Origin of the sequence: Bosea vaviloviae (assembly GCF_001741865.1) — a bacterium.
Lineage (GTDB): Bacteria > Pseudomonadota > Alphaproteobacteria > Rhizobiales > Beijerinckiaceae > Allobosea > Allobosea vaviloviae.
Window position 1 is genome coordinate 5,247,041 of the sequence record NZ_CP017147.1, and the last position, 16,965, is coordinate 5,264,005.

Sequence of the window (16,965 nt, forward strand, 5' to 3'; positions counted from 1 at the left end):
GGACCTGCCCGGCGCGCGACATCCGCGACGGCGAGCGAAGCCCTAATGGCGATATGGCTAAAAATCCAACATAAACTTCAATTTCGAATATTATCTACTTAGAATAATCAAGGTATAAGCTTATGATTATAATAATTACAAACTTGACCGAAAGACCCGAGAGATAGAACAGGTCCGCTATCCCAGCTTACCTGCCTGTCCGGGCCGGAGGCGAATCTGACGCGGGAGACGTATTTTCCGGCGGAATCCCGCGTCAGCAAGATCCCGCGTCAGCAAGGCATAAGCGGTCCTATTCCCAGCGCCGGAAGACCAGGCTGGCATTCACGCCACCGAATCCAAATCCGTTCGAGATGGCGTGCTCCATCGCAAGCGGCCGCGCTGTCCTGGCGACGAGGTCAAGCCCGGCCGCATCCTCGTCCGGGTGCTCGAGATTGAGTGTCGGCGGCGCGATCTGGTCGCGCAAAGCCAAGATCGTGAAGATCGCCTCCAGCCCGCCGGCAGCGCCGAGCAGATGGCCCGTCGCCGATTTCGTCGCGCTGATCGCAATGCTTTTCTCTGTGCCGAAGACGGCCTTGACGGCTGCCAGTTCGCCGCGGTCGCCGACCTGCGTCGAGGTCGAATGGGCATTGAGGTGCTGGACATCGCCGGGCTCCAGCCCGGCCTGTTTCAGCGCAATCTCCATGGCGCGGCGCGCACCTGAGCCATCCTCGGGCCCGGAGGTGATGTGGTAGGCGTCGGCGCTGGTGCCATAGCCGGTGATCTCGGCCAGGATTGTGGCGCCGCGCGCCTGCGCATGCTCCAGCGCCTCTATCACCAGCAGGCCAGCGCCCTCGCCCATGACGAAGCCGTCGCGGTCACGGTCGAACGGGCGCGAGGCCTTTTCGGGCTCTTCGCTGAAGCCGGTCGAGAGCGCCCGCGCCGCCGCAAAGCCGCCGAGCGCGACAAGATCGATGCAAGCCTCGCTGCCGCCGCAGAGCGCGACATCGGCCTCGCCGGAGCGGATCAGCCGCGCCGCATCGCCGATCGCCTGAACGCCCGCCGCGCAAGCGGTTACGGGCGCGCCGATCGGCCCCTTGAAGCCATGGTCGATCGAGACATGGCCGGCGGCGAGATTGACCAGGAAGGACGGAATCGTGAAGGGCGAGAGCCGACGCACACCGCGCGCATCTGTGATGCGCACGGCCTCTGCGATCGCCGGGAAGCCGCCAATGCCGGAGGCGATCACCGTCGCGGTGCGCTCCTGCTCGGCTTCGCTCGCTGGGCGCCAATTCGCCTGAATCAGCGCCTCCTTGGCCGCGACCAGCGCGAACTGAATGAAGCGGTCCATCTTGCGCTGGTCCTTTGGCGCGATCGCAACGTCAGGATCGAAACCGCCCTCGCCATCCTCCTCCTTCGACGGCACCGCACCGGCGATCTTGGCCGGCAAGCTCTCGACGATCGAATCCGGCAGGCGACGCAAGCCAGAGCGGCCGGCAAGCAAGCGCTGCCAGGCCAGATCTGCTCCGCAGCCAAGGGGCGAGACCACGCCCATACCGGTTACGACCACACGGCGCATTTGCACACCAGGCATTTGAATATCCTATTCGCTAGAGCCGGATGCATCCGGCTCTCATCAAAAGTTAGAGCAGGATCAATGCGAAAAACCGGTTCCCACTTTTTTCATCCTGCTCTATGGGAGAGCGCGACCGGGCGCATCGTCGCGATGGTGGCCAGGCGCTGGCGCATGCCGGGGCTCGCGCGCGGGCCGGCAACCACCGTGACAGTCTCAGGCGTGATCGGGCGCAAGCTCGCGGCATCGACCATGACCGGTTCGATCGGCCGCGCGGTCTCGCGCTCGGCCAGCACCAGCGCCGCGCCTTCGGGCGCCAGATGCCGGTTGCCGAACGCGACCATCGCGGCGATCACGGGGAAGAAGTCCCTGCCCTTCCCGGTCAAGACGTATTCGTAGCGCTGCGGACGCGGCTGGTAGAGCCGTCGCTCGAACAGCCCGCTCTCGGTCAGATGCTTGAGCCGCCGCGCCAGCATGTTCGGCGCGATGCCGAGGCTGCGCTGGAATTCGTCGAAGCGCGTGAAACCCTGCAAGGCATCGCGCAGGATCAGGATGCTCCACCATTCGCCGACGGTCTCGACCGTGCGGGCGCAGGGGCATTCGGCAAGCGGGACGAGCTTCGGTTGCATGGTGCGCCCGAGCTAAAGCAGTTACTATCTTTTTGCAAGTCATGGACGATCAATGTCGAACCGAAGCGGCATCGCCCGCCGACACACCGGATGTCATTGCGAGCAAAGTGAAGCAATCCAGGACGGCAGAGCTCTACGTCCCCCTGGATTGCTTCGCTTTGCTCGCAATGACGGATGGACTCCACCGACCTACGGCGCTTGCCTCAATCCAGCGTACTCCTGAATCTCCTCAGCGCGAGCCCGGCATAGACGGGCACGAAGACGAAGAGCCAGAACACCTCGACGCCGACATCGTCGAGGCCCGCGCCCTTCAGCATGATCGCCCGGATGACCCGCAGGAAATGCGTCAGCGGGAACAGCTCGCCGATCGCCTGAGCCCAGCCCGGCATGCCGGCGAACGGAAACATGAAGCCGGAGAGCAGCAGCGATGGCAGGAAGAAGAAGAAGGTCAGTTGCATCGCCTGCAACTGCGTCCGCGCCATGGTCGAGATCGTGTAGCCGAGCAGGACGAGCGCCAGCACGAAAATCAGCACACAGGTGAGCAGCAGCAGCAGGCTCCCCAGAAACGGCACGCCGAACAGAAGTTTCGCGGCGCTGAGCACGACCGCCACCTGCACGCTGCCGATGGCGAGATAGGGCAGAACCTTGCCGAGCATGATCTCGGCCGGCGTCGCCGGCATGGCCAGCAGGTTCTCCATGGTGCCGCGCTCGATCTCGCGGGTGAGCGCCATCGAGGTCATCATCACCATCGTCATCTGCAGGATGACGCCGAGCAGGCCGGGGACGATGTTGTACTGGGTGATGCCTTCGGGGTTGTAGCGCCGATGCACGATGAAGGAGAGCGCGCTCTGGCTCTGCTCGCGCACCGCCTCCTCATTGCCGAGGGCTCGGGTCAGGGCCCGGCCGGCGATGGTCTGCAGGGCTGAGACTGCGCCGCTCGACGCCGCCGGATCGGTCGCGTCGGCCTCGACCAGGATACGCGGCTCGTCGCCACGCTCGACCCGGGCGCCGAAATCACTGGGGATGGTGACGAGGAAAGAGATCGCGCCGCGCGCCATCAGGCTTTCGGCCTCGGCCGCGCTCTCCGGCTGCCGGCCGAACCGGTAATAGCCCGAGACCTGCAGCGCGGCGACGACCGAGCGGGTGTAGCGGTCCTGGCCGAGCGCCAGCACTGCCGCCGGTAGGCCCTTGGGATCGTTGTTGATGGCATAGCCGAACAGCAGCAACTGTACGATCGGCACCGCGAGCATCATCGCGAAGGTGATGCGGTCGCGCCGCATCTGCACGAACTCCTTGGCGAGCATGGCACCAAGCCGCCCCACGGAGAGCACGTTGCTGATGGCCATCGCGCTCATGCCGCCCTCGCCTGGGCACCGGTCATGAACTTGATGAAGACGTCCTCGAGGCTGGTCTCGCCGGGCTCGACCCTGACCCCTTGCTGCGCCTTGAGCGGCGCCAGCGCTGCCTCGAGCTTGGCCCTGTCGCTGCCGACGACATGCAGCGTCGTACCGAAGGGCGCGACCTGCTCGACGCCATCGACCACTGAGAGTTCGCGGATCTGGGCTGCAGTCAATGTGCCATGCACGACGAAGGTGACCAGGCCCGAGCCCTGCACCACCTCCTCGACCGTGCCGGTGGCCAGCATCTTGCCATAAGCGATGTAGCCGATGCGGTGGCAGCGCTCGGCCTCATCCATGTAATGGGTCGAGACGAGCACCGTCAGGCCGTCGCCGGCGAGCCGGTGGATCTCGTCCCAGAACTCGCGCCGCGCCTTGGGATCGACGCCGGCCGTCGGCTCGTCGAGCAGGAGCAGTTTCGGCTGGTGCATGATGCAGGCGGCGAGTGCCAGCCGCTGCTTCCAGCCGCCAGACAGCGTGCCGGCGAGCTGGTCCTTGCGCGAGGTCAGGCCAAGGCCATCGAGCGTCCGCGCCACCGCATCCTGCACAGGCTTCAGCTCGTAGAGCCGCGCGACGAAGGTCAGATTCTCCTCAATCGTCAGATCCTCGTAGAAGGAGAATTTCTGCGTCATGTAGCCGACCTGGCGCTTGATCGCGGCGCTGTCGCGCCTGACATCGAGACCAAGCACCGTGCCCTCGCCGGCATCGGGCGTCAGCAGCCCGCAGATCAGCCGGATCGTCGTCGTCTTGCCCGAGCCATTGGGGCCGAGGAAGCCGACGATCTCGCCCGTCGCGACTGTGAGATCGACATTGTCGACGACGGTGCGGGTACCGAAGCGCTTGGTCAGCCCCTTGACCTCGATGACGTTCATCGGCGGCCCCGCAGCACGACATCGATGATCTGACCCGGCTGAAGCTTCGCCGCCTGCGCGCCTTCCGGCCGGGCCTCGACCAGAAAGACCAGCTTCTGCCGGGTCTCGGCCGAATAGATCACCGGCGGCGTGAATTCCGGCTCCTGCGCGACATAGGACACGGTGGCGGACAGACCGGACGGACAGCCGCTGCACCGGATGTCGAGCTGGGTCCCGACACGGGTGCCGGCCAGCAGCGCCTCCGGCACGTAGACCATCAGCTTGATCGCCCCGTCCGGCAGAAAGGTCAGCACCGGCGCCGCCGGCCCCGCGAGTTCGCCGGGATAGCGCACAAGATCGGTGACGATCCCGGCCGCCGGCGCGACGAGCCTTCGCTGCAGCAGGCGCCATTTCGCCTGGTCGAGAGCCGCCTGCGCCTGCATCACCTGATTCTGTGCCGCCTTGATCTCCTCCTCGCGCGCCGGCAATCGGGCAACCGCAAGATTGGCAGCGCTCTGGCGTACATTTGCGGCCGCGACGTCGCGCGCCGTCTGCGCCTGGTCGAGATCGGCCTGGGTCGAAACGCCGCGGCGAAAAAGGTCCTGCCGCCGCTCCAGCGCCCGGTCGGCCTCGCGCTCCTGCGCCTTGGCGGAGGCCGCGCTCGCCTCGATCACGGCGATCTCTTCCGGCCGCCGGCCGCTGAGCAGATTGGCAAGCTGGGCCTTGGCCTGCACCAGTCGGGCATCGCTCTCGGCGACGGCATTTTGCGCATCATCGGTCTGCAGCACCGCGACGACGGCACCGGGCGCGACGCGCTCGCCGCGCCTGACCGCGACGCTCTCGATCCGGGCGGTATCGATCGGGCCCAGGCGAACATATTCGCCCTCGACATAGCCGGCGATGCGCGTCATCGGCGGTCCGCAGAAGGCGAATGAGGCAGCGATGCCAAAAGCACAGATGAATTCAGCGATCATGACTGTCCCTCCGACATGGCGGCGATGCTGGCCCGGACATTGGCGCGGATGACGCTGGCGATCGCCTCGCTCTCGGCCTCGCCGATGTCGCTCCAGCCCATGCGCCGCATCACGGCCGGCCGGGCCAGCCGGAAATAGAGCACCTGCCCGACCATCGCGAAGACGGCGAGCTTGGTCGCCTGCGCCTCGGCCTCCAGGCCGGTCGCAACAGCCCAGAGCGTGCAGAGACGGCCATGGACCGGGCCGACCAGCCCCTCATAGAGCGTCTCGAACGCCGAGGTCGGCTCCATCATCTCGCGCACGACGAAGCGGGCGATGGTCTCGCTCTCCGGCGCGCGTGCCGCGAAGGCCGTAACCCGGCTCACGACCGCGACCAAAAGCTCCGCCGCCGCCTCCGGCGAGAGCCCTTCCAGCGGCGGCACGGTCGCGGCTGCCCCAAAGACCTGCTCCTTCATCGTCGCGACGATGGCCGCGGCGCAGGCCTGGCGCAGCCCGTCCTTGCCGCCGAAATGATAGGCGATGCCGGCGCTGTTGACTCCGGCCGCCTGCGCGATCTGGCGGATCGAGCTCGCATCAAAGCCGTGCCGCCCGAAGAGGTCGAGCCCGGCCCGCATCAACGCTTCGCGGGCGCCCTGGTCGTTGCCGGAGGCTACTTTCATCCGACATGCCTAGCACGGAAGTTCGATTTAATCAATCGATTGATTAAACAAGCATGCAAGCTCCGCGATTGCGGAGTACCGCCTTGGGCAAAGGCCACGCTCGACATGACTCGCGCGGGACAATGGTCTAAGGCGGCAGCCGGCCCCGGATCCGCCTTCCTCGATGCTCTTCAACTCCTTCGCCTTCCTGCTCGGCTTCCTGCCGCTCGCCCTCGGCCTGCATTGGCTCGCCGAGCGCTTTGCTCCGCAGTGGCGGCTGCTCGTGCTGGCGGCGCTGTCCTTCGCCTTCTACGGCTATTGGGACTGGCGCTTCGTGCCGTTGCTGGCGCTCTCGATCGGGCTGAACTGGCTCATCGCCGAGGCGTTCCAGCAGACCAAGGCGGGCGCGCTGATCACGCTGGCGATCATCTTGAACCTCGCCGCGCTTGCGCTGTTCAAATACGTCAACTTCTTCGCCGATCTCGCTGGAATGATCCCCGGGCTCGCGACGCCGCGGCTCGACCTCGCACTGCCGCTCGGCATCTCCTTCTTCACCTTCCACCATGTCATGTACCTGACCGATCTCCGGCGCGGCGAGGCGCCGCGCTACGATCTGGTGCGTTACGCGCTCTACATCGCCTTCTTCCCGCAGGTGCTGGCGGGGCCGTTGGTGCGCTGGCGCGAGATCATGCACCAGTTCGAGGAGCGGCCCTATCAGCGGCCGGATGCGGCCGAGCGGATTGCGCGCGGCCTGCTGCTGCTGAGCGCCGGCCTCGCCAAGAAGGTGCTGCTCGGTGACCCGCTGGCCGAATACGCCAACCCGGTCTTCGCGGCCGCCGCCCTCGGCAAGGTCGTCAGCATGGCTGAGGCCTGGCAAGCCATGCTCGCCTTCACCTTCCAGATCTATTTCGACTTTTCCGGCTACACCGACATGGCGCTCGGGCTGGCGCTGCTCTTTGGCATCGTGCTGCCGCAGAATTTCGAGGCGCCCTATCGCTCGGCGAGCATCCAGGATTTCTGGCGGCGCTGGCATATGACGCTGTCGCGCTTCCTGCGCGATTATCTCTATATCTGGCTCGGCGGCTCGCGGCATGGCCTGCCGACCCAGATCTGGGCGCTGTTTGCGACCATGGCGCTGGGCGGGCTCTGGCACGGCGCCGGGCTCACCTATGTCGCCTGGGGCATCGCGCATGGATTGGCCCTGATCGTGGCGCTGCTCTGGCGGCGCGCCGAACTGCCGATGCCCAAGCCGCTCGGCTGGCTCCTGACCTTCGTCTTCGTCATGCTGTGCTGGGTGCTCTTCCGCGCCACGAGTTTTGAGGCGGCATTGGCGATCTATAAGGGGCTGATCGGCCTGGCTCCGATGGGGACGGGCTTCAAATGGCGCGCGCTGCTGCCGGCCGCCGCCTTCGCCTTTCTCGGCCCCACGGCCTGGACGCTCGTGCACCGGCTGCCCCCGGCGCGCCGGATCGCGGTGATTGCGGCGCTCCTCTTCGTCATCGTCCTGTTCAAGATCGGCGACGACGCCAATTACGAGTTCATCTACTTCCAGTTCTGATGCCATCGCCCCCGTCCCCGCCGCGCTGGACCGGCGAGAGAATCACGGTCCGGCTGATTCTTGGGCCATCCGCATCGCTGCAGCCGGCTCAATTCGGACGGAGGCCCTTGCCCTGGCGCAGTGATCTCGAAGAAAGGCCAAGAATCGGGGGCGAAAAACGCCCGTTTCGACGCTCTATCGCCCAGTCGAGGCAATGTGTTGACGGAAGCGGTTGAAGACGCGCGGCGGTGATTGTTACTGCCCAAGTCCCTCGCTATAAGGGCGCGAAATCGGCGGGCCTCCCACGGCAGAGTCGGTGGGTGCGCCGAGACGACCAACTCAGAGAGTGCGCCTATGTCGAAGCAAATCATTCTCGAAGCGGATTACAAACCCACCGACAGCGAGCCGTTCATGAACGAGCGGCAGCGCGAGTATTTCCGCGGAAAGCTTTTGTCCTGGAAGAACGAGATTCTGAAGGAAGCAAAGGAAACACTCGTCACTCTGCAGAGCGAAAGCGAGAACCACCCCGACATCGCCGACCGCGCTTCCTCCGAAACCGACCGCGCCATCGAGCTGCGCGCCCGCGATCGCCAGCGCAAGCTGATCGCCAAGATCGAATCCGCCATCGCCCGCATCGACGAGGGCTCCTATGGCTATTGCGAGGACACCGGCGAGCCGATCTCCCTGAAGCGCCTTGAGGCCCGGCCGATCGCAACGCTCTCGCTGGAAGCGCAGGAACGTCACGAGCGCAATGAGCGTGTGTTCCGCGACGATTGAGCCAAGGCCGGCTTCATAGCCATGCCGGAGGCCTTCCGCGACGCGCGGAGGGCCTTTTTTGATTCGCAGGCAAAAGCCCCGCGCGAGAGGCGCGGGGCTTTTTTTTAGGCCGCCAGCCTTGTGAGCTTGGGGAGCGTGACGGGCGGTCGGGATCAGAGCGGGATGACGAAAGGCGGGAAGCCGTCTCTCGTCTGCCGCTCTCACTTGGCGATAGAGCCGGCGGCTCGGGAGAGACCGCCGGCCGGCCAGCGCGGGAATAAGCGGGGAGCGTTCCACGCCGGCCGGAACTTCGTGAGGTCTGCGCGGTACCTTTAGAAAGGCAGCAGGATATCCATGACCTGCTGGCCATAGCGCGGCTGCTGGACATCGGTGAGTTGACCGCGCCCGCCATAGGCGATCCGGGCCTGGGCGATCTTGGTCGAATCGACGGTGTTGTCCGATTCGATGTCCTCGGGCCGGATCACGCCGGCGACGATCAGCTCCCGCACCTCGAAATTGACCCGGATCTCCTGCTTGCCCTCAATCACCAGATTGCCATTGGGCAGGGTCTGCGTGACCACGGCGGCGACATTCGTCGCCAGGGTCTCGGCGCGGCGCACCGAGCCCACGCCCTCGCTCGAAGCGGTCGAGTCGAGCTTCAGGAGTGAGCCGGCGGTGGCGCCGTTGGGCAGCTTGTTCTCATAGCCGAGGATGTTGTCCGCACCCGCATCCTCACCGTTCTTGCGGCTGCGCTTGGTTGTGTTGTCGAGCTGGGCCTTGTCGGTGACCTTGACCTTGACCGTCACGAGATCGCCGACCATCCGTGCGCGCTGATCCTTGAAGAAGGCGCGCGAGCCGGTGCGCCAGAGCGAGTTCGGCGCGAAGGAGGCGTGCTCCACCGCCGGCATCGGCATCTGCACGGGCTTGTAGCCCTTCACCGCCGTTGGATCCTCGATCGCGGAGAGGGCCGGCGCCTGGCCGACATTGGCAAGCCGGTCGGCCGCGCCGCAGGCGCTGAGAGCGACACTGAGGGCAAGGAGCCCGGAGAGTCTGACGAGAATGCGTGTGGTCATGATCAGGGTCCGCAACTGTCTGGATCAGGGGGCGCTGGCGACGCGGCCGACGGCGGAGCTCTGGACGGAAACCCGCCCGGGCCCGCTGACCGTGCCTTGCAGCACGCGCTTGGATTGGGGATTGGTAACGGTGACGACATCGCCCATCGCGCCGGCCTCGCCGGCCTTGCCGCGCATCGAGATGAGCAGGCCGGGCGCCGCATAGACGATGGTCACGAGATCGCCCTTCCCGACGATCTCCTCGCGCTGGACGTCGCCGACGCGCAGCGGCATGCCGACATTGAGCGCACGCCGCGCCACCTTGTCGATGGCTGCCTTCACGTCGCCGATGAGTTCGGTCGCCTGCCCGTCATGCGGACGGCGCTCGACCACGACGTCAGTCGCGCTCAGCGTTTCTCCCCTGGCGATGCTGCGGCGAGGCACCACGACCTCGACGGTATCGACCATCTGACCGGTGATGCGGATGGGCTTCAGGCGCATCGCCGCGCTGCCCGGCACGATCAGCCTGGCCTGCACCCGGCGCGAGCGGACGTCATAGCCGAGATCGAGCACCGTCACGTCGCCGGTCAATTCGGGCTCGATCGCGATCGCCGGCGCGCCACCGTCGATCGCAAGCGCCAGCGCCCGGGCATCGACCCCGAAACGCTCCTGGAGGCCGGTCTTTACCGCCGCCTCGAGATCGGACGCCATCAGGCGGCGCGCAGCGCGGGTCACGATCACCTGCGCGAAGCCATGGCTCTCGATGTCGCCGGCATCCCGAATGATGCCGGCGGCGCGCGCGGCCTCCATGATGCGGCTGACCTGGATCGTACCGGTCTCGCCGAGCGCGGGCGCCCTGAAGCCCGGGGTCGCGGCGGCCTCGCTCGGCAATCCCGAGAGCAGATCGCCGAAGCTGACGAGCTCGCTCGTGAGCGTGAGCTCGGGACGCAGGAAGGGCTTGCGCACCGGCGTCGGAGCCGGCTGCTGTGGCGGCGGCGTGACGATAGCTGCCACGGCCCCGGCGCGAGTTGCTGGATGAGGCTGGGCGGCGAACGCCGTACCAGCCAGCGCGACGGTAGCGAGGAGGGTCGATAAGCGGATCATGGCGCGCATCCTCAGCCCTAACCGCGGAACATCGACGTCGTCGCCGACATCATCTGGTCGGCGGCGGTGATGACCTTGGAGTTCATCTCATAGGCGCGCTGAGCCGCGATCAGCGTGGTGAGCTCGGTCACGGCCTGGACGTTGCCTTCTTCGAGATAGTTCTGCTGCAGCGAGCCAAAGCCCTCGCCGCCGCCGACACCATCGATCGCCGGGCCCGAGGCTGCCGTCTCGACGAACAGGTTGTCGCCGATCGATTCGAGCCCGACCTTGTTGACGAAGCGGGTGAGCTGAAGCTGGCCCAGCGTCTGCGGCGCAGTCTGGCCGGGAAGCTGGACCTCGACCGTGCCCTGCGCATTGATGCTGACGCTGGTCGCGTTGTTGGGAACCGTGATGCCGGGCTCGACCGTATAGCCGTCCCGGGTCACGAGCTGGCCCTGGGCGTCGAGATCGAAGGAGCCGTCACGCGAATAGGTCGTGCGGCCATCGGGCATGCGGATCTTGAAGAGGCCCTCGCCCCTGATGGCGACGTCGTACTGCTTCTCGGTCGAGGACAGGTTGCCCTGGCTCATGATACGCCCGGTCGATGTCGTCTTCACGCCGGAACCGATGAAGGTGCCGGCCGGGACCATCGTGTTCTGGTCGGAGGTGGCCGAGCCCGCGCGCCGGAAGTTCTCATAGAGAAGATCCTGGAAATGCACGGTCTGGCGCTTGTAGCCGGTGGTGCGCACGTTGGCGATGTTGTTGGAGATGACCTGGACGTTGAGTTCCTGGGCCATCATGCCGGTGGCGGCTGTCTGCAGGGCGCGCATGGCTTTGCTCCTTCCCCGGGTCAGGCTTGCTGATCGGCCAGGCGGGAAATCGCCTTGGTGCGCAGTTCGTCGGTTTTGGTCATCATGTTGGCGATGCCCTGATAGGAGCGCTGGACCTCCATCAGGCGGGTCATCTCGATGATGGCCTTCACATTCGAGCCCTCGATCGCGCCGGGCTCGAGCCTGGCCTGCGGCCCGGCCGGCAGCGGCGGCGTGGCCGAGGCGAACAGGTTGTTGCCGTCGCTGCTCAGCGCACGGGGATTGTTGAAGCGGACCTGCCTGAGCTTGCCGCGGACGCCTTGATCGCTGGAGACGGTACCGTCGACGGCGATGCTGAAATTGGTCTCGGTGTTGCTGAAGCGGATCGGCCCGCCCTCGCCCAGCACCTGCTGCCCGCCTTTGGTCACGAGCTCGCCCTGCTGGTTCAGGCTCAGCGAACCTGCGCGGGTGTAGCGCTGGCCGTTCGGCGTCTGGACCACGAGGTAGTTATCCTCGCGCAACGCGACATCGAGTGGGTTGCCGGTGCGCTCCAGCGCGCCCTGCGACAGGTCGATAGGCGTGCCCTTGTCGATGACATAGGAGAGCCGCCGGTCGCCGCTCGGAAAGGTCTCGGCACTGGCGACAGGCATGATGAATTCATTGAAGCGCGCCGAGCGCGACTTGAAGCCGTTCGTGCTGGTATTCGCCAGGTTGTTGGCGATGACATCCAGCTCGCGCGCCAAAGCCATTTGACGCGATAGGCCGACGAGAAGCGCGTTCTCCACGGCATGGTCTCCCGAATTGTCCCGCGATCGCTTCGACGCTCCCCAGCGCAGCCATCGCAGCACCACAGCCGCAAGCGCTGTGCCAACATAGTTAAAATCAATCAACATATTGATTTATAACATATATTTTTGCTCTCTACGGGACTACGCAGCCCGGCAAATTCGGGACTTCGGGCAGAAATGACCCGGCAAGATTTGCCGTCCTTAACGACGCGTTAACCGTGATTGATCAGGGTAATGTCAGGGAGCAGGGCATCGATGCCGCGCGCGCCCAGCCCGAGGCGGTGCTGCGATGTCGAAGAAGACCGGAAAGACCGACGGAGAGGATGCCGAGGGCGGCGAAGCGTCCAAGCCCGGCAAGAAGAAGCTGATCATGATCGGCGGCGCGCTGCTGCTCGCCGGGCTCGGCGGCGGCTGGTTCTTCTTCCTGAAGCAGCCCTCCCCGGAGCAGATCGCAGCGGCCGAGCATGCGAAGGCCGCCAAGAAGCCGGCGAGCTTCGTCGAGATGCGGGACATGATGATCGGCATCTCGCCGGGCGGCCAGCAGGACCGCCAGCCGATCATCAAGGTCAAGGTCGTGCTCGAGATCGCTGACGCCAAGGTCTCCGAGGAGATCAAGCCGCTGCTGCCGCGTGTAGAGGATGCCTTCCAGGTGTTCATGCGCGAATTGCGTCCGGCCGATCTGGAAGGCTCGGCCGGCATGTATCGCCTCAAGGAAGAATTGCTGCGCCGCGTCAACGTCACGGTCTATCCGGCCAAGATCGACGCGGTGCTGTTCAAGGAATTGCTGGTGCAGTGAGCCCTCCGGGCTTCCGCGCACCAGCCGGGATGACGACGAAGACATGAGCAACGACGACCTCGACCTAGCCGGCAAGCCCAAGAACGAGCCCCTCAGCCCGGAAGGGATGGCGGCCGAATGGGCGACCATGCCCGACATGCTGGTGGAGGAAGGCGAGCAGGATGGCGGCACCGACCGCCTGATGTCGCAGGACGAAATCGACACGATGCTCGGTTTCTCCGTCGGCGGCGACGACAGGGACGCCCGCAACGGCATCCAGGCCATCGTCGATTCCGGATCGGTTGCCTATGAACGCCTGCCGATGCTCGAGATCATCTTCGAGCGTCTCGTGCGCCTGCTCTCGACCAGCCTGCGCAACTTCTTCACCGACAATGTCGAGGTCTCGCTGGAGAGCATCCGCTCGGTGCGCTTCGGCGACTACATCAATTCGATCTCGCTGCCCGCCATGCTCTCGGTGTTCAAGGCCGAAGAGTGGGACAATTTCGGCCTGATCACGATCGAGTCCTCGCTGATCTATTCAGTGCTCGACACGATGTTCGGCGGCAAGCGCGGCCAGCCGGCGCCGCGCGTCGACGGCCGCCCTTTCACCTCGATCGAGATCAACATGCTCAAGCGCGTCATCGCGCTGATCCTGAGTGATGCCGAGGCCGCCTTCAAACCGCTCTCGCCGGTGCGCTTCACGGTCGATCGCATCGAGTCCAATCCGCGCTTCGTCTCGATCTCCCGCCCCGCCAACGCCGCCATCCGCGTCGAGCTCAAATTCGACATGGAAGGCCGGGGCGGCTGCCTGCATCTGCTGCTGCCTTACGCCACGATCGAGCCGATCCGCGAATTGCTGCTCGAAAGCTTCATGGGTGAGAAGCTCGGGCGTGATGCGATCTGGGAAAACCATCTGGCGACCGAGGTCTGGCAGACCGACGTCGCCGTGACCTGCGTGCTCCATGAGACGCAGATGCCGCTGAAGCGGGTGATGAAACTCGAGATCGGCGACACCTTGATGTTCGACGCCAGGCCCGATTCGACGGTCGCACTGCGCTGCGGCGACTTCATCGTCAGCGAGGGCCGGATCGGACGCGTCGACGACAAGATCGCCGTTCAGGTCGTCAGCCCGCTGCGCCGCTCCAAGACCACGATCGCCGCCTTCGACAGCGCCACGAGCCATCTCGGTTCCACCTCCTGACGCGGATATAGCAAGCCATGACGATCACCCTCATCGCCGATGCCCTCGTCGCAAGCCTCCTCGTCGCGACCATCATCACCTGCTACGTGCTGGCCAAGCGCATCGAGCGGCTCAAGGCCGACGAAGGCGCCATGCGCCAGACCGTCGGCGCGCTGATCTCGGCGACCGATACCGCCGAGCGCGCCATCGCCGGGTTGAAGCTGACGCTGGGCGACTGCGACCGCACCCTGGCCGAGCGCCTGCGCACCGCCGAGCGCTACGCCGCCGACCTCGCCGCCCAGATCGAAGCCGGCCAGACCGTGATGGAGCGGATCTCGCAGATCGTCAGCGCCGCCACGCTGGTCGCGCCGAAAGCCCCGGAACCGCCTGCGCCCGAGCCCACCCCGATTTCGCGCATGGCCAGCGCCGCCGAATCCGCGGCCGCCATCCGCGCCCGCGCCGCCCGGCGCCTGGAAGGCCAGGCCGCGTGATCGAAAGGCCCCGCCTCTTTCCGGCAGTGATTCTCGGCGCCATGGGTCTCCTGGCGCTGAAATTGCTCGCCTGGACGGCGGAGCCCTATCCGGGAAAAGTGCCGTCAAGCGCGAGCGTCTTTTCCCCCGACAGCACGCGCCCAGTAAAGCCGGAGCCCCAGGTCTGGGCCCTCGCCAAGGTGATCGCCCAGGCGCATGCACCCGATCGCGCCCTGCGCGACCCGGAGACGACCGGCTCGGTCGACAAGCCTGATCCGAAGAAAGAACAGGAGAAGGCCGAGGCGGAAGCCAAGGCCGATGCGGCACGCGCCGCCAACCCCAACAACAAGGCGGGCGTCGTCAACGGCACGGCCAAGGTCGCCTCTCCCGCTGAGCGGGCCATTCTCGAACGCCTCGGCGAGCGGCGCGAAGAGATTGATGCCCGGATTCGCGAACTGGAGATGCGCGAACGCCTGCTCGACACCGCCGAGAAGAAGCTCGACGGCCGCGTCGGCGACCTGAAGCAGCTCGAAGACAAGGTCGACGGCCCCAAGCGCAAACCCGCCGAGGACGAACTCAAGGCGATCAGGAATCTCGTGATCATGTACGAGACGATGAAGCCGAAGGACGCCGCACGCGTCTTCGACCGCCTCAGCCTCGACGTGCTGCTGCCGGTTGTTCAGCAGATGAACCCGCGCAAGATGTCCGACGTGCTCGCCGCCATGGCGCCCGAGCGGGCCGAGAAGCTGACGGTGGCCCTCGCCACCAGCTCGCGCGCGCCCGAGCGCAGCACGGCCGAACTCATGCCGCTCCCGGGTAACGAACTGCCGGCCATCGCGCCCGCTCCGCGCCGGTAGAGCGTTTTCGAGCGAAGTGGATACCGGTTCCCCCGCGACAAACGCGAAGCGTTTGCGCGGAGAAAACGCGTTAAAACAAAAACCTGGAGCAATTGAACGATCCAACCGGATCTGGACTTCACTGCAGGTCAGCGGCGGCGCTACTCAGGAGAAACTAGAAAAATTTGGCGGGATGACCGCGCTTGGCCGGCCCGGCCAGCCTGCAGAATTGGCATCAATATTTGTCCAACCAGCGGCGGAAGATGCCAGCTTACGACCGGTCAAATCTACGGCGCCAACGGTGGCGGGACGGTGACCTGCCCCCTCGAAGTAAGAGCTCGAACTTGCTCATGCTCGGGTTGTCGGCGCTTTACCGGTTCGATGCCGCCCAATGAAGCCGAGTCAGCCCCCGCGCCGTTTGCTGGCCTAGATGCCGTCGGCAACCACCGCCCTGGCTGACGCCGAACACAACTCCGCGTGCGCGCCATCATAGCCGCGCCCGCGCAGCTCTTCGTACAACCGGATCGTCGAGCGACGCTCGGGCCGCGATTGAACGACGCCTCCCGAGCGAGGCTTTCGCGAACCTCTCTCGGCACTTTCTCAGCCCAGGCGCGTTGCAGGTGGATAGAGCTAGTTGGCTCATGGGGGCAATTATGAAAACCGCCAATCTGCGCATGGCGATGCTGGCGGTGGTACTGGGTCTGGGAGCAAACTCAGCTCTCGCACTCACCGCCGATCAGATTAACCAGGTGACGTTCTCCGACCGGCAGCGCCCGTGGGGCGCCGGACCGGATCCGTTTATCGTCAAGGCCCAGGTGCTTCTCAGTCGTCGCAGCATATCGCCCGGTGTCATCGACGGTGGCCACGGTGAGAACTTTCGCAAAGCCGTCGCGCAGTTCCGACGTCAGGCGAACCTTGGCGCCGGCGATGAGATGGATGAGCTCACTTGGCTCGGCCTTGGTGGTGACAGCGCCAACGATGTCGTGTCCGAATACAAGCTCTCAGAAAAGGACACAGCGTACGACTTCGCCGACGCCATACCGCGCGACTATGCCAAGCAGGCCAAGATGAAGCGCCTGTCCTACACCAGCCCTGAGGAGATGCTGGGAGAGCGCTTCCACATGAGCGAGAAGCTTCTGAGGGCACTCAATCCCGACGCGGCTTTCTCAGAGGCAGGTGCGAGTCTCTTCGTGGTCTCCGCCGAACGCTCGCTCGAGAAGGGCAGCGCCCGGCGGATCGACGCGGTCAAGAGCACCGGAATGGTTGTGGTCTTCGGCGCCGATGACAAGGTTCTGGCGAGTTATCCAGCGACCATCGGCAGCGAGAACACCCCGTCTCCGACGGGCGAATACACGGTCGAGAGAGTGGCAAGGAATCCGAACTACACCTACGACCCCGAAAAGAACTTCCAGCAAGGCAAGAACACCAAGACCCTCGTGCTCCCACCCGGCCCCAATGGCCCGGTCGGCACGATCTGGATTGCGCTGTCCAAGCCGACTTTCGGAATCCACGGCACCCCCGAACCCTCGCAGGTCAGTAAGACGACGTCGCATGGCTGTGTGAGACTCACGAACTGGGATGCGGAGGAACTCGCCGACCTGGTGAAGCCGGGCGTGCCGGTGCGTTTCGTGGACTGAGGGC

General features: G+C 65.4%; 17 protein-coding genes and 1 pseudogene. 8 read left to right on the forward strand and 10 right to left on the reverse strand.

All coding sequences use genetic code 11. The features are described 5' to 3' along the window. Nucleotides 1–289: 289 nt before the first annotated feature. The 6 genes from fabF to BHK69_RS24220 form a co-directional block, all read right to left on the reverse strand. The gene (gene fabF / locus BHK69_RS24195) at nucleotides 290–1,555 is read right to left on the reverse strand and encodes a beta-ketoacyl-ACP synthase II (RefSeq protein WP_069692331.1); all 1,266 of its coding nucleotides are present in this window, start codon (nucleotides 1,553–1,555) and stop codon (nucleotides 290–292) included. A gap of 104 nt (nucleotides 1,556–1,659) precedes the next feature. Further along, the gene (locus BHK69_RS24200) at nucleotides 1,660–2,178 is read right to left on the reverse strand and encodes a winged helix-turn-helix transcriptional regulator (RefSeq protein WP_069692332.1); all 519 of its coding nucleotides are present in this window, start codon (nucleotides 2,176–2,178) and stop codon (nucleotides 1,660–1,662) included. A gap of 203 nt (nucleotides 2,179–2,381) precedes the next feature. Next, the gene (locus BHK69_RS24205; RefSeq protein ID WP_342029756.1) at nucleotides 2,382–3,524 is read right to left on the reverse strand and encodes an ABC transporter permease; all 1,143 of its coding nucleotides are present in this window, start codon (nucleotides 3,522–3,524) and stop codon (nucleotides 2,382–2,384) included. A gap of 5 nt (nucleotides 3,525–3,529) precedes the next feature. After that, entirely contained in the window at nucleotides 3,530–4,447 is a 918-nt protein-coding gene (locus BHK69_RS24210) for an ABC transporter ATP-binding protein (protein WP_069692333.1), read from the reverse strand. Then, complete coding sequence (locus BHK69_RS24215; protein ID WP_069692334.1) at nucleotides 4,444–5,400, reverse strand: HlyD family secretion protein; 957 nt, start codon at nucleotides 5,398–5,400, stop codon at nucleotides 4,444–4,446. Before BHK69_RS24215 ends, BHK69_RS24210 begins: the two co-directional genes overlap by 4 nt. Further along, nucleotides 5,397–6,059: a CerR family C-terminal domain-containing protein gene (locus BHK69_RS24220; RefSeq protein ID WP_069692335.1), complete on the reverse strand. Its 663-nt coding sequence runs from the start codon at nucleotides 6,057–6,059 to the stop codon at nucleotides 5,397–5,399. Before BHK69_RS24220 ends, BHK69_RS24215 begins: the two co-directional genes overlap by 4 nt. Before the next feature lie 163 nt (nucleotides 6,060–6,222). Between BHK69_RS24220 and BHK69_RS24225 the strand changes: the two genes are divergently transcribed. Beyond that, the gene (locus BHK69_RS24225; protein ID WP_069692336.1) at nucleotides 6,223–7,596 is read left to right on the forward strand and encodes an MBOAT family O-acyltransferase; all 1,374 of its coding nucleotides are present in this window, start codon (nucleotides 6,223–6,225) and stop codon (nucleotides 7,594–7,596) included. A 333-nt stretch (nucleotides 7,597–7,929) separates the two neighbouring features. Next, nucleotides 7,930–8,352 carry an RNA polymerase-binding protein DksA gene (gene dksA, locus BHK69_RS24230; RefSeq protein ID WP_069692337.1) on the forward strand — a complete coding sequence of 141 codons (423 nt, stop codon included), beginning with the start codon at nucleotides 7,930–7,932 and terminating at the stop codon, nucleotides 8,350–8,352. Between the two features lie 311 nt (nucleotides 8,353–8,663). Here dksA and flgH read toward each other — a convergent pair whose 3' ends face one another. The 4 genes from flgH to flgF are packed head-to-tail and all read right to left on the reverse strand — an operon-like array spanning nucleotide 8,664 to nucleotide 12,060. Next, on the reverse strand, nucleotides 8,664–9,404 hold the full coding sequence (flgH, locus tag BHK69_RS24235; RefSeq protein WP_069693926.1) for a flagellar basal body L-ring protein FlgH: 741 nt from the start codon (nucleotides 9,402–9,404) through the stop codon (nucleotides 8,664–8,666). A 24-nt stretch (nucleotides 9,405–9,428) separates the two neighbouring features. After that, nucleotides 9,429–10,487: a flagellar basal body P-ring formation chaperone FlgA gene (gene flgA / locus BHK69_RS24240; RefSeq protein WP_158516265.1), complete on the reverse strand. Its 1,059-nt coding sequence runs from the start codon at nucleotides 10,485–10,487 to the stop codon at nucleotides 9,429–9,431. Between the two features lie 17 nt (nucleotides 10,488–10,504). After that, on the reverse strand, nucleotides 10,505–11,296 hold the full coding sequence (flgG, locus tag BHK69_RS24245) for a flagellar basal-body rod protein FlgG (RefSeq protein WP_069692339.1): 792 nt from the start codon (nucleotides 11,294–11,296) through the stop codon (nucleotides 10,505–10,507). Nucleotides 11,297–11,316: 20 nt separating this feature from the next. Next, nucleotides 11,317–12,060: a flagellar basal-body rod protein FlgF gene (gene flgF / locus BHK69_RS24250; protein ID WP_069692340.1), complete on the reverse strand. Its 744-nt coding sequence runs from the start codon at nucleotides 12,058–12,060 to the stop codon at nucleotides 11,317–11,319. A 292-nt stretch (nucleotides 12,061–12,352) separates the two neighbouring features. On the opposite strand from flgF, the gene fliL reads away from it, so the two are divergent. From fliL to BHK69_RS24275, 6 genes and pseudogenes are all read left to right on the forward strand, one after another. Beyond that, on the forward strand, nucleotides 12,353–12,859 hold the full coding sequence (gene fliL / locus BHK69_RS24255; RefSeq protein ID WP_069692341.1) for a flagellar basal body-associated protein FliL: 507 nt from the start codon (nucleotides 12,353–12,355) through the stop codon (nucleotides 12,857–12,859). Nucleotides 12,860–12,902: 43 nt separating this feature from the next. Further along, the gene (gene fliM / locus BHK69_RS24260; protein WP_069692342.1) at nucleotides 12,903–14,039 is read left to right on the forward strand and encodes a flagellar motor switch protein FliM; all 1,137 of its coding nucleotides are present in this window, start codon (nucleotides 12,903–12,905) and stop codon (nucleotides 14,037–14,039) included. A gap of 17 nt (nucleotides 14,040–14,056) precedes the next feature. Further along, nucleotides 14,057–14,509: a DUF6468 domain-containing protein gene (locus BHK69_RS24265; RefSeq protein WP_069692343.1), complete on the forward strand. Its 453-nt coding sequence runs from the start codon at nucleotides 14,057–14,059 to the stop codon at nucleotides 14,507–14,509. After that, nucleotides 14,506–15,345, forward strand: coding sequence for a MotE family protein (locus BHK69_RS24270; RefSeq protein ID WP_148663568.1), 840 nt, complete (start codon nucleotides 14,506–14,508; stop codon nucleotides 15,343–15,345). Before BHK69_RS24265 ends, BHK69_RS24270 begins: the two co-directional genes overlap by 4 nt. A 109-nt stretch (nucleotides 15,346–15,454) precedes the next feature. Continuing rightward, a pseudogene (locus tag BHK69_RS33255) lies at nucleotides 15,455–15,630 on the forward strand (SDR family oxidoreductase); the annotation flags it as partial. Between the two features lie 347 nt (nucleotides 15,631–15,977). After that, on the forward strand, nucleotides 15,978–16,961 hold the full coding sequence (locus BHK69_RS24275) for a L,D-transpeptidase family protein (protein ID WP_069693927.1): 984 nt from the start codon (nucleotides 15,978–15,980) through the stop codon (nucleotides 16,959–16,961). The last annotated feature ends 4 nt before the right edge of the window (nucleotides 16,962–16,965 follow it).

Bases quoted from the DNA above. Each gene is read 5' to 3' on its own strand.
- fabF (WP_069692331.1), bottom strand. From the start codon at position 1,555: ATGCGCCGTGTGGTCGTAACCGGTATGGGCGTGGTCTCGCCCCTTGGC.
- BHK69_RS24200 (WP_069692332.1), bottom strand. From the start codon at position 2,178: ATGCAACCGAAGCTCGTCCCGCTTGCCGAATGCCCCTGCGCCCGCACG.
- BHK69_RS24205 (WP_342029756.1), bottom strand. From the start codon at position 3,524: ATGGCCATCAGCAACGTGCTCTCCGTGGGGCGGCTTGGTGCCATGCTC.
- BHK69_RS24210 (WP_069692333.1), bottom strand. From the start codon at position 4,447: ATGAACGTCATCGAGGTCAAGGGGCTGACCAAGCGCTTCGGTACCCGC.
- BHK69_RS24215 (WP_069692334.1), bottom strand. From the start codon at position 5,400: ATGATCGCTGAATTCATCTGTGCTTTTGGCATCGCTGCCTCATTCGCC.
- BHK69_RS24220 (WP_069692335.1), bottom strand. From the start codon at position 6,059: ATGAAAGTAGCCTCCGGCAACGACCAGGGCGCCCGCGAAGCGTTGATG.
- BHK69_RS24225 (WP_069692336.1), top strand. From the start codon at position 6,223: ATGCTCTTCAACTCCTTCGCCTTCCTGCTCGGCTTCCTGCCGCTCGCC.
- dksA (WP_069692337.1), top strand. From the start codon at position 7,930: ATGTCGAAGCAAATCATTCTCGAAGCGGATTACAAACCCACCGACAGC.
- flgH (WP_069693926.1), bottom strand. From the start codon at position 9,404: ATGACCACACGCATTCTCGTCAGACTCTCCGGGCTCCTTGCCCTCAGT.
- flgA (WP_158516265.1), bottom strand. From the start codon at position 10,487: ATGATCCGCTTATCGACCCTCCTCGCTACCGTCGCGCTGGCTGGTACG.
- flgG (WP_069692339.1), bottom strand. From the start codon at position 11,296: ATGCGCGCCCTGCAGACAGCCGCCACCGGCATGATGGCCCAGGAACTC.
- fliL (WP_069692341.1), top strand. From the start codon at position 12,353: ATGTCGAAGAAGACCGGAAAGACCGACGGAGAGGATGCCGAGGGCGGC.
- fliM (WP_069692342.1), top strand. From the start codon at position 12,903: ATGAGCAACGACGACCTCGACCTAGCCGGCAAGCCCAAGAACGAGCCC.
- BHK69_RS24265 (WP_069692343.1), top strand. From the start codon at position 14,057: ATGACGATCACCCTCATCGCCGATGCCCTCGTCGCAAGCCTCCTCGTC.
- BHK69_RS24275 (WP_069693927.1), top strand. From the start codon at position 15,978: ATGAAAACCGCCAATCTGCGCATGGCGATGCTGGCGGTGGTACTGGGT.